Genomic DNA, 11,449 nt, shown 5'->3' with positions numbered 1-11,449 from the left:
CCGAATTATCCGACATATCCGAAAGGACGGAGTTTCCATGACTCATGCCCTCACGACGCGTCCGGTGCCGCGCGGCGGCCGGGTCGCCATGGCCGGGCTGCTCGCCCTCACGGCCGCGGTCTCTCCTCTGCCCCTCGCCCCGGCGGCGGCCGCCCCCTTACCGGCGACCGCGCGCGCCACGGTCGCGCCGGTCACGACGCCGTACCTGCCCGACCCGACCGGCCCCCGTCCGGTCGGCTCCACCACGCTGTACCTGAAGGACACCTCGCGCCCCGACCCGTGGGTGCCCACGGAGAAGGCCAGGGAACTGATGGTCACCCTGTGGTACCCGGCGGCGAGGAAGGGCCGGCAGCGGGCGTCCTACCTGACCGCGAAAGAGTCGGAGCTCCACCTCAAGGGGGGACGGATCACCACCCTGCCGTTCGACGTGCTCAGCACGACGCGTACCAACTCCTTCACCGACGTGAAACCGGCCGGACGCGGGCACGGCCTGCCCCTCGTGGTGCTCTCGCCCGGGTTCACCAAGCCCCGCGCCACGCTCAGCGGCCTGGCCGAGGACCTGGCCAGTCACGGCTACGTCGTCGCCGCGATCGACCACACCTACGAGAACTACGCCACGACGTTCCCCGACGGGCGGATCGCCACCTGCGCCGCGTGCGAGTTCGACGACCGCGAGGACTTCGGCCCGAAGACTGTCGAGGTCCGGGCCGCCGACGTGTCCTTCGTGCTCGACGAGCTCACCGGACGCCATCCGAAGTGGAAGGGCGCGTCGCTGATCGACCGGTCCCGCATCGCGATGGTCGGCCAGTCCATCGGGGGTGCCGGCGCCCTCGGGGCCCTCGCCAAGGAGCCCCGGGTGCGGGCCGCGATCGACATGGACGGCACGACGTACGCGACCCTGCCGGAGAACGGGCTGACGCGACCGTTCCTGTTCCTCGGCGCCCAGCAGCACCACAGTCCGGGACAGGACACCCGGTGGGACCGTGACTGGGCACTGCTGCACGGCTGGAAGCGCTGGCTCGTCGTCGCGGGCGCCGGTCACCAGAGCTTCACGGACATCCCGCTCATCGTGGCCGAGCAGCTCGGCGTCGACCTCGGCTACGAGCTGAAGGGGTCGCGCTCGATGGAGATCACCCGCAGGTACGTCCGCGCCTTCCTGGACCGGCACCTGCGCGGCGTCCCCCAGCCCCTGCTGGACGCGCCGTCCTCGGAGTACCCCGAGGTCAAGTTCTGCGCCCCGGAGACCAAGACCTGCGCGTAGCGGGCCGGCCGCGGCTCACGTGTCCTCGGGGACGGACTCGATGAGCCTCATCAGGCCGTTGGCGTCGAGGAGGTCCGCCGGGCGGATCGTCTCGTTGGCGCGGACGTAGTGGAAGGCGGCGCTCACCTTGGACAACGGCGCGCCGGACAGGTGGGACCAGGCGAGGCGGTAGGCGGCGAGCTGGACGGTGGCGGCGCGGGCGCCCCGGCCGCGGGGCGGCTCGCCGGTCTTCCAGTCCACGATCACGTAGCCGTCGCCCTCGGGGAAGACCGCGTCCATGCGTCCGCGCACCACGCGGTCGGCGATGACCGTCTCGAACGGGATCTCCAGGTCGATCGGCTCCATGGACGCCCACCGGCTCTGCTCGAACCGGTCCCGCAGCTCGGCGAGCTGGAGGTCCGCCGGGGACAGCTCGTCGGCGGCGCCGGGCAGCTCCATGTCGTCGATGAGGCGCTGCTGGTCCCAGCGGTTCTCCAGCCAGCGGTGGAAGGCGGTGCCGCGGCGGGCCAGCGGCGCGGGCCGGTGCGGCAGCGGGCGGCGGATCTGCCGGGCCAGCGCGGCGGGATCGGTGGCGAGCGTGACCAGGGACGAGACGGTGAGCCGCGCGGGCAGCTCGACGAGGTGGCCGCCGCGCCGCCGCGCCTGGTCGCGCTCGCGCAGCAGCAGCTCGGTGTCGCGCGCCCAGGAGCGGACCCGGTCCTGTTCCCAGTCCTTCATCGGCGTGGGGTCGGCGGGGGCGAGCCAGTCGTCGCCGTTGATCGCGTCCATGACCATGTCGGCGCCGCCGCGGATGGCCTCGTACCGCGCCCCGCCGGGCGTGGCCGGCCATTCCTCCGAGGCGGGCTCGGCGAGCAGCGGGTTGACGGCGCCCTCTTCGAGGTCGGACGCCCAGGCGGCGGCGTGGCCGGACGCCTCACGGACCTCCAGCAGGAAGTCCGACGGTTCCAGGGGCCGCGCGGCCGAGCCCCAGCGGTAGCCGGAGGCGATCAGCAGGTAGTGCGCCCGGGTGACCGCGACGTAGGCGAGGCGGCGTTCCTCCAGCAGGTCGCGTTCGCGGCAGCTCTGGTCGAACGCGGCCAGGTCCTCCTTCTCCAGCCCTTCGAGGACGGGAAGGTCGAAGCGGTCGCCGCGCAACGGGTACGGCAGCTTGCGCGCGTTCTCGGTCCAGCGGGAGTTGGTGGCGGGCGTGGCGGGGAACACGCTGCCCTTGGCCAGCCCGCCCGCCTGCGTGGTGACCTGGGAGAGCCCCGGCACGACCACGACCGGCCACTCCAGGCCCTTGGACGCGTGGACGGTCATCAGCTTGACGCTGTTGGTCTCGCCGACGCGCCCGGCCTCCAGGCCGAACTCCTCGGTCTCGGCGGCCTGCAGGTAGGCGAGGAACGCGCCGAGCGTCGGGTCCTCGGCGTCGCCGGCGAACCGCGCGGCGGCGTCGAGGAAGGCGTCGAGGTCGGCGCGGGCGGCGAGCGGGCCGCCGCCGCGGGACGCGACCTCGACGTCCAGGCCGAGGCGGCGCTCGACCTCGGCGATGAGGTCGGGCAGGGGCTGCCCGGCGTGGGCGCGCAGGACGCGCAGTTCCTGCGCGAGGCGGGGCAGCCGCTCGCGGGCCAGCGGCGAGAACGGCTCCAGCCAGTCGGGACGGTCGGGCAGCTCGTCCAGGGCGTCGACCAGCGAGCCGCGCTCGGCCGCCATGTCCGTGACGACCTGCTCCAGCGGGTCCTCGGGGCCGGCGCCCTGGCGCTGGGAGACGGTGAGCTCGCGGGCGAGGTCGCCGAGGACCTTCAGGTCGGCGACGCCGATGCGCCAGCGCGGCCCCGCCAGCAGGCGGACCAGCGAGTCGCCCGCCGCGGGCTCGTACAGCACGCGCAGGGTGGCGACGACGTCGGCGACCTCGGGGACGGTGAGCAGGCCGCCGAGGCCGACGACCTCGACGGGGATGTCCCTGGCCTCCAGGGCGCGGCGCAGCGCGGGGAACTGGGAGCGCTTGCGGGCGAGGATGGCGACGTCCTGCGGCTGGATGGCCTGCGCCCCGCCCCAGGCGCCCGCCTTGGCCTTCTCGCGCAGCTTGTCGCGCTCGCCGTCCCCCCAGGGCAGGCCGTCGGGGGCGCCCTCGTGGCCGAGCAGGTGGGCCACGCCGTCGGCGACCCAGGCGGCCTCGTCCTCGGCGGTCTCGTGGAAGGCGCACAGCACCCGGCCGCGGCCGACGCGGTTGACGCCGGGGGTGAGCACGGGGACCTCGCGGGCCTCGGCGCGCAGGGGCACCTGCACGCGCGCCGCGACGTCCAGCACCTTCTCGCCGTTGCGGAAGCTGACGGAGAGGCGGCGCACGTCCGCGGGCTCGCCCGCCGAGGTGGGGAAGTCGCGGACGAACCGCTTGAGGTTGCCGGAGGATGCGCCGCGCCAGCCGTAGATGGACTGGCAGGGGTCGCCGACGGCGGTCACCGGGTGGCCGCCGCCGAACAGGGCGCGCAGCAGGACGAGCTGGGCGTGGCTGGTGTCCTGGTACTCGTCGAGCAGGACGACCGAGAACCGGCCGCGCTCGACCATGCCGACCTCGGGGTGCCGGTCGGCGATGCGCGCGGCCAGCGCCATCTGGTCGCCGTAGTCGATGACCTCGCGGCTGCGCTTGAGCCGGTCGTAGGCCTCGACGAGCGGCAGGAGCTGCTCGCGGATCTCCTGGGTGCGCACCGGCCTGCGCTGGGGCAGCGTGGTGCGCCCGGTGACGACGGCCAGGCGCTCCCGCAGCCACCGGCCGATCTCGCGGACCTCGCCGGGGGCGCGCAGGTGTTCGGCCATCTCGCCGGCGAGCTCCAGCACCGCCGCCGTGACCGAGGAGGGGGCCAGGTCCACGCGGTCCATGGGCCCGTCGTACTGGCCGACCACGCGCGAGGCCATCTGCCAGGAGATGGCGGGCGTGACGAGCCGCATCGTCGGCTCCAGCGCCTCGCGCAGCGCGTGGTCGGTGACCAGGCGGGCGGCGTAGGCGTGGTAGGTGGAGACGGTGGGCTCGTCGTCCAGCATCTCGGCCGGGGCCATGCCGACCTCGGCGAGGCGGGTGAGCCGCTTGCGCACCCGGGCGGCCAGCTCGGCGGCGGCCTTGCGGGTGAAGGTGAGGCCGAGCACGCGCTCGGGGCGGACCAGGCCGTTGGCGACCAGCCACACCACCCGCCCGGCCATGGTCTCGCTCTTGCCCGACCCCGCGCCGGCCACCACGACCATGGGGCCGAGCGGCGCCTCGATGACGGCGGCCTGCTCGGGGGTGGGCGGCGGGACGCCCAGCTTGTCGGCGAGCTCGGCGGGGCCGATCAGGGCGGGACGCACCCCTTCGGCGCCGGGGGCCGGACGTGGAGCGTCTAGCAAACCTGGCCCCCGCCGTCGTTGACCGGGCAGCTCGCCTTGGCCGCGCAGGTGCGGCAGCCGTCGTTGACCGTGGCGCGGAAGACCCGGGCGGACATGCCGGTGGCCACGGTGTCGACCAGCTCACCGGCCCAGCCGGGCTCGGCGTCGTCGCCGAGCGCCCCCTGCCCCTGCTCGCGGGCGAGCGCGGCGTTCGTGCCCGCGGCCTTGCCGAGCTGCACCAGGGCCGCGCCGCCCGGCTCGGTGAGGCCGTGCCGCTGGAACGCGCCGAGCAGGGCGGCGAGCTGGTAGACGCCGAGCTGCGGGTGGCGGGCGAGGTCGTGGTCGGAGGGCTTGGTGGTGCCGGTCTTGAGGTCGATGATCACCGCGCGGCCGTCGCCGTCGCGCTCGACCCGGTCGACGCGGCCCTTGATCTGGACGTTCTCCGACAGCATGGCCGTGAACGCCTCCTCGACGGCGACGAGCTCGCGCGGGTTGCGCTCGTGCCAGGTGAGGAACCGGGAGACCATCTGCTCGGCGACGGTGCGCTGCTTGCGGCTGAACCACAGGCCGCCGAAGTCCAGTTCCTCCCAGACCTCGTCCAGCCGTTTGCCGAGCGTGTCGCCTTCCTGCCCGGCGGCGGCGAGGACGGCGACGGCGTGGATGACCGAGCCGAGGCTGCGCGAGGCGTCGGTGCCGGACGCGCCGACGGCGGTTTCGAGCAGCCAGCGCAGGCCGCACTTGGTGAAGCTCTCGACCGCGGACGGCGAGACGCGGACGATGCCGTCCGGCCAGGTGAGGGGACGGTCGTCGGAGATGGGCGTGAGGGCGTACCACTCGTCGGGGTGGGCGCCGGGGACGCCGGCGCGGGCCAGGCGGGCGAGGTGGCGCGCGGCGGCCCTGCGCATGGACTCGGGGCGCGAGGGGTCGCACACGGCGGCGCGCAGGTCGGCGACCAGCGCGGACATGCTCAGCCAGCGGGCGCGCTCGTCCACGGTGGCCTGCTCGACCGCGCCGGGCAGCAGCTCGGACAGGAAGCGCGAGGGCCGCTCGTCGGTGTCGTCGCCGCCGACGGCGGTGACCACCAGGCGGCGGCGGGCGCGGGTGACGGCGACGTAGAACAGGCGGCGTTCCTCGGCGAGGAGCTTGGAGGCCAGCGCGGCGGTCGCGGCGTCCACGCCGTCCAGGGCCGAGCCCTCCGACAGCTCGACGAGCTGCTCGATGCCGAGCAGCGAGCCGCGCAGGCGAAGGTCGGGCCAGACCCCGTCCTGGACGCCCGCGACCACCACGACATCCCATTCGAGGCCTTTGGCGCGGTGGGCGGTGAGGATCTGCACGACGTCGCCGTCCGGCGCGTGCGCGGCGAGGGTGTTGCCCGCGATCTCCTGGGACGCCAGGTCGTCGAGGAAGACGCCGAGCCCGGCGTGGGGCAGGCGGTCGACGAAGCGGGCGGCGTGGTCGAACAGCGCCACCACGGCGTCGAGGTCGCGGTCGGCCTGCCCGCCGCGCGGGCCGCCGGCCACGCTGGCGTCCGTCCAGCGCTCGGGCAGCCCGGACGCCTGCCAGACCGCCCACAGGGCCTCTTCCGCGGTGTCGCCGCGCGCGGCCGACTCGCGCGCGACCTTGATCAGCGCGGCGACGCGCTCGGCGCAGGAGGCGACGTGCGGCTCGATCGAGACCAGCTCGCGGACGTCCTGCACGGCGGCGACCAGCAGCTCGTCGGAGGACCGCGGCGGCGGCGCGGGCTCGCCGGACTCGACGGCCGCGGCCGCCAGCTCGGCCACGCGCAGGGCGCGGCGCAGGCGGCGCACGCCGATCGCGTCCGTGGCGCCCAGCGGGCCGGTGAGCAGTTCCTCCGCGGTGGTGACGTCCAGCGTCTCCGGGCGCAGCGCGACGCGCAGCAGGGTCGCCAGCGGCCGCACGCCGGGCTCCTGGATCAGCGGGGGCCCGTCACCCGCCACGACGACCGGGACGCCGGCGCTGAGCAGGGCGCGGCGCAGCATGGGGACCTGGCGGGTGGCCGAGCGGACGAGCACGGCCATGCGCGACCAGGGGACGCCCTCCAGCAGGTGGGCGCGGCGCAGGGTGTCGGCCACGACCGCGGCCTCCTGGCTCTCGCTGTCGGCGAGCAGGACGCGCACCTCACCGGGGTCGGCGGTGTCGACGGCGAGCAGGTCGCGGTGGCTCTCGGGGTGGGGACGCGAGCCCCGGCCGGGGCTCGGCGGGACGGGCAGGCGGGCGGCCACGCGGCGGGAGGCGGCCAGCAGGTCGGCGCCGCTGCGGCGGCACACGCGCAGGGCGACGACCGACGCCTCGTCGCCGGTGGTCGTGCGGAAGCGCTCGGGGAAGGTGAGGATGTTGCGGACGTCGGCGCCGCGGAAGCCGTAGATCGACTGGTCGGGGTCGCCGACGGCGATCAGGTCGCGGCCGTCGCCGGCGAGCAGGCCGAGCAGGTGGTCCTGGGCGGGGTCGGTGTCCTGGTACTCGTCCACGTAGACGACGTCGTAGGCGGCGCGCTCGCGGCGGCGCACCTCGGGGTCGGCGAGCAGGCCCGCGCCCGCGTGGATCAGCTCGGAGTAGTCGAGGGTGGGGGTGGGGTCGAGGTCGAAGCGGTCGTTGTACCGGGCGGCGAAGCGGCCCGCGGCCACCCAGTCGGCCCGGCCATGCTCGCGGCCGAGCACCACCAGGTCGGGACCGTCGAGGCCGCGCTCGTTGGCCCTGGCCAGGAAGTCGCGCAGCTCTTCGGAGAAGCCGCGGGTCTTCAGGGCCTCGCGCAGGCTGGACGGCCAGTCGCGGGCGCCGTCCTCCAGGTCGCCGTGCAGCAGGCGGCGGACCTCCAGCAGGTCCTCCGGGCCGGTCAGCAGGCGCGGCGGCGTCTCGCCGGCGAGGACGGCCTCGCGGCGCAGCAGCGCGTAGGCGTAGCTGTGGAAGGTGAGCGCGAGGGGCGTTCTCGTGGTGCGGCGCAGGCGGGCGGTGATACGCTCGCGCAGCTCTTGGGCGGCCTTGCGGCTGAAGGTCAGCACCAGCACCCGCTCGGGATCGACGCCGCGCCGCTCGACCCGCTCGACGATGCTCTCGACGATCGTGGTGGTCTTGCCGGTTCCCGGGCCGGCCAGCACGAGCAGCGGCCCTCCCTGGTGGGTGACGACCGCGCGCTGGCGTTCGTCCAGCACGGGGGCCACCGCACGCCCCGGGCTCCCCCTGCGCACCAGCCGGTAGGTCTGACCACTCACAACACGCTATTCCACCAGACCACACCCGTAGATCGTGCCGACTCGGCCGCGAGACCCGGCCGGGAATCTTCGTCTCGGCTGATGGAGCCGGGTGACAGAGCAGGTTATCGGCCTCATGGCGCCACACCGGGCAACGACACGCCCATACCTTCGCGGTTCAGGTCCGTTTACGGCGGGATTGGCCCTGTCCCCTTCTTGATCACCTTGCGAGCATGACGTCCGTACCGCACAGGGAGGACACATGTCGATGACCATGGACGAGACGGCGCAGGCGACGGGCCGGCGCGGGCTGAGCTGGGCGTCGCCGGGCCGGGCGCGCGGGGCGGCCGGAGCGGCGGCCGCGATGTTCCTGGTCGGCACGCTGACCGCGGTGTCGCCCGCGCTGCACCACTACCCCGTCTACGGCGGCCAGGCCCTGCGGTACGCGGCGGGCGGGCTGGTCCTGCTGCTGGTCATGCGGGCGCGCGGGACGCCGCACCTGCGGCTGGACCGGCGCGAGCTGGCGCTCGTGGCGCTGCTGGCCGTCACCGGGCTCGGCGCCTTCAACGTCTTCGTGATCGAGGCCACCCGGTACGCCGGCCCCGCCACGGTCGGCACGATCGTGGCGACGGTCCCGATCGTGCTGGCCCTGGCCGGGCCGCTGATGGAGCGGCGGCGGCCGACCCCGTCCATCGTCCTGGCCGCGCTGGTGGTGGCGGGCGGCGCGGCCCTGGCCACCGGGCTCGGCGGCGGCACGCCGCTCGGCCTGCTGCTCGCGCTCGGCGCGCTCGCCTGCGAGGTCGCGTTCTCGCTGCTCGCCGTGCCGCTGCTGCCCCGGCTCGGCGCCATGCGGGTGTCGGCGTACGCGACGCTGGCGGCGGTGCCGCTGCTGCTGGTCACCGGCCTGGTCGCCGACGGGCGGGACGCGCTGCGCGTGCCGACCGTGCCCGAGGCCGCGGCGCTGGCCTACCTGGCCGTGGTGGTGACGGCGGTGGCGTTCTTCTGCTGGTACGACGCCCTGCCCCGGCTCGGCCCCGACCGGGCGGGGCTGTTCTCCGGTTTCCTGCCCATCGGCGCCATCGTCTGCGGGCTGGTGCTCGGCACCGGCCATCCCGCGCCCGCCGACCTGCTCGGCGCGGCCCTGGTCATCGCGGGCCTGCTGCTGGGCCTGCGCCCCCGCCGTCCCACGCCGTGGGCCCCCGCCGCGTGAACTCCGCCCAGGCCCCGGCCAGGCGCTCCACCAGCCCGTCGAGGACGTCCTCACGGAAGGTGAACGGCAGCCGCAGGTAGTGGTCGTGGCGGCCGGTGGGGTCGGTGATCGCGCCGGGCACGACCTCCACACCGTGGCGCAGGGCCACGTGGGAGAACTCGGCGGCGTCGGCGCCGGGCAGTTCGATCCACAGGCCGCTGCCGCCCGCCGGGCGGCGCCAGGACCAGGACGGCAGGCGTTCGCGCAGCAGCTTCTCCGCGTACGCCAGGCGCTCGTCGCGCACCGGGTTCCTCGCGGCCTGGATCTCGGCGAGCCGCGGCAGGAGCCTGGCCGCGAGCATCTGGTCGATGACCGGGCTGCCGAGGTCGGCGAGCGCCTTCCTGCGGGCCAGCCGCTCGATGATCTCCAAGGGCCCGCGCACCCAGCCGATGCGCAGCCCCGCCCAGACCACCTTGGCCAGTGACCCCGCCGACAGCACCTCCGCGCCGGCGGGGGCGTAGGCGGCGAGCAGCAGCGGCGTGTCGCCCTGGCCGGTGTGGGCGATGTAGGCGTTGTCCTCCAGGATCGGCACCTCGTGCCGGGCGGACAGCTCGGCGATGGCGCGCCTGCGCGAGGCGGAGGTGAGCACGCCCGTGGGGTTGTGGAAGGTCGGCATCAGGTACACCAGGTCCGGCCTGCGGTCGGCGAACGCCGCCGCCATGGCGGTCACGTCCGGCCCGTCGTCGTCGATGGGGACCGTCACGACGTGGGCGCCCCGCGCGCGGTACACGTCCAGGCAGCAGGCCCAGCCCGGGGACTCGGCCAGCGCGGTGCTCCCCTGCCGCAGGTACAGCTCGGAGACCAGGACGAGCGCCTGGTGCGAGCCGGTCGTGACGAGCACCTGGCCGGGCGTGGTGGGCAGGCCGGTGCCGGTCAGGTAGGCCGCGACGGCCTCGCGCAGCGCGGGCAGCCCGGAGGGGTGGTAGCCCGGCTCGTCGAAGGCGGCGGACAGGTCGCCCGCGGCCAGCTCGCGCAGAGCCTGCGCCAGCTCGGGGACCGCGCCCTCGGCGGAGCGGGTCAGCGAGATCACCTGGGCGGGCCCGTCGATGAGCCGCTGATAGATCGAGGACGCCTTGCCGCCGGGCACGCGCCCGTCGGTGACGTCGCGGCGCGTCCGGACGTTCGCGGCGACGCGCGTGCCGCTGCCGGTCCGGCTCTCGATCAGCCCGGCCTCGCGCAGGACGTCGTAGGCGGCCACGACCGTGGTGCGGCTGAGGTGAAGGCTCGCGGCGAGCTGCCGTTCCGCGGGGACGCGCTGGCCGGGCGGCAGGGCACCGCCCTCGATGGCCCGGCGGACGCCGTCGGCCAGGCGCCGGTAGAGGGGGCCCGTGCCGGTGGCCCAGTCGCCGAAGGCGGCGATCACCTCGGCCTCCGGCAGCTCGGGGGCGTCCGGACGGCGGGGGCGTGGTGCGGAGTCCATGGCGTTCAGCCGAGGGCCTGCATGACGGGCGTGTACAGGCGGGCGCGGTCGCCGGGCAGGTCCCCGCCGAAGGTCATCAGCGTGGTGCTGAAGGCAGGGGCGGCGCCGCGGGCGGCGATCCAGCCGGCCAGGGCGTGGTGCCGGGTGTCGACGTCCAGGCGCACCGGGCCGTGCAGGTCGGCGGTCAACTCGGCGATGAGGGCACGCGCCATGGCCGTGCTCGCGGCGATCACCGGTCCGACGACGACGTTGTCGACGTTGCGCCACGCGGCGCCGAAGCCGGTGACCGCGCCGGCGCGCTCGGCGACGCGGGTCCGCTCGGCGAAGCGCGGCAGGCGGCGGATGACCTCGGCGCGCGGCGCGCCGGAGGCGCGCAGGTCCAGGCGGCCGATCGCCGCCAGGTCGGCCTCGCGGGCGGGGCGGATGCCGTCCTGCTTGAAGTCCTCCGGTTCGGGCCGCAGGTGCCCGATGTGGGTGACGACCGTGCCGGCCGCGGTGAAGCCGAGCTTCTCGTACAGCCCTCTGCCGTACTCGGTGGCCGTCAGGAACAGCGTGGCGCCGCCGGCCTGGCGGATGAGGTGGCGCATGAGCCGGTGGCCGAGCCCCATGCGGCCGTACCGGGTGGCCACCAGGACCATGCTGACCGCGCCGAGGCGGGGCCCGTAGCGGGCGAGCACGACGGTGCCCGCGAGGCCGCCCTCGGGGGCGTCGATGCCGTAGACCTCGCCGACCTCGAACAGCAGCCGCCACTTGGCCTCCTCAGGCAGCCACTTCCTGTCGATGGCGAGGAGCAGGCAGTCGCGCAGGTCGTCGACTCCGAGCCTGCGGACGGGCATGTCCGCGACGTCCGGCCGGTCCCTCGGATCGATCACACGCACCCCCGGTGACACGGCCCGGGCCCTACGGACCCTGCCGCTCCGCATCTTTGACCACATCAAGCGATACATCCACTCAATTAGCACCCCGTTGTT

At 75.2% G+C, this 11,449-nt stretch carries 6 protein-coding genes; 2 read left to right on the top strand and 4 right to left on the bottom strand.

Annotated features, from left to right (window positions below):
- The first annotated feature begins 37 nt into the window (after nucleotides 1-37).
- On the top strand, nucleotides 38-1,261 hold the full coding sequence (locus BJ982_RS12880) for an alpha/beta hydrolase family protein (protein WP_239123070.1): 1,224 nt from the start codon (nucleotides 38-40) through the stop codon (nucleotides 1,259-1,261).
- Nucleotides 1,262-1,276: 15 nt separating this feature from the next.
- Here the strand turns inward: BJ982_RS12880 and BJ982_RS12875 are convergent, their stop codons facing one another.
- The gene (locus BJ982_RS12875) at nucleotides 1,277-4,570 is read right to left on the bottom strand and encodes an ATP-dependent helicase (RefSeq protein ID WP_184888765.1); all 3,294 of its coding nucleotides are present in this window, start codon (nucleotides 4,568-4,570) and stop codon (nucleotides 1,277-1,279) included.
- Between the two features lie 44 nt (nucleotides 4,571-4,614).
- Nucleotides 4,615-7,830 carry an ATP-dependent helicase gene (locus BJ982_RS12870; protein ID WP_239123071.1) on the bottom strand — a complete coding sequence of 1,072 codons (3,216 nt, stop codon included), beginning with the start codon at nucleotides 7,828-7,830 and terminating at the stop codon, nucleotides 4,615-4,617.
- Nucleotides 7,831-8,071: 241 nt separating this feature from the next.
- Here BJ982_RS12870 and BJ982_RS12865 point away from each other — a divergent pair, with 241 nt between their 5' ends.
- On the top strand, nucleotides 8,072-9,019 hold the full coding sequence (locus tag BJ982_RS12865) for a DMT family transporter (protein ID WP_239123072.1): 948 nt from the start codon (nucleotides 8,072-8,074) through the stop codon (nucleotides 9,017-9,019).
- Here BJ982_RS12865 and BJ982_RS12860 read toward each other — a convergent pair.
- A complete protein-coding gene (locus BJ982_RS12860; protein ID WP_184879868.1) occupies nucleotides 8,955-10,478 on the bottom strand; it encodes an aminotransferase-like domain-containing protein in 1,524 nt (507 codons plus the stop codon). The genes BJ982_RS12865 and BJ982_RS12860 overlap by 65 nt on opposite strands.
- A 5-nt stretch (nucleotides 10,479-10,483) precedes the next feature.
- Complete coding sequence (locus tag BJ982_RS12855; RefSeq protein ID WP_184879866.1) at nucleotides 10,484-11,350, bottom strand: GNAT family N-acetyltransferase; 867 nt, start codon at nucleotides 11,348-11,350, stop codon at nucleotides 10,484-10,486.
- Nucleotides 11,351-11,449: the final 99 nt, after the last annotated feature.

The sequence above is a fragment of the Sphaerisporangium siamense genome, assembly GCF_014205275.1.
GTDB classification, from domain to species: Bacteria; Actinomycetota; Actinomycetes; order Streptosporangiales; family Streptosporangiaceae; genus Sphaerisporangium; species Sphaerisporangium siamense.
This window is presented reverse-complemented; position numbering and strand designations above follow the sequence as displayed.

Excerpts from the sequence above, each read along its gene's own strand:
- BJ982_RS12880 (WP_239123070.1), top strand. The coding sequence starts at position 38 with ATGACTCATGCCCTCACGACGCGTCCGGTGCCGCGCGGCGGCCGGGTC.
- BJ982_RS12865 (WP_239123072.1), top strand. The coding sequence starts at position 8,072 with ATGTCGATGACCATGGACGAGACGGCGCAGGCGACGGGCCGGCGCGGG.
- BJ982_RS12860 (WP_184879868.1), bottom strand. The coding sequence starts at position 10,478 with ATGGACTCCGCACCACGCCCCCGCCGTCCGGACGCCCCCGAGCTGCCG.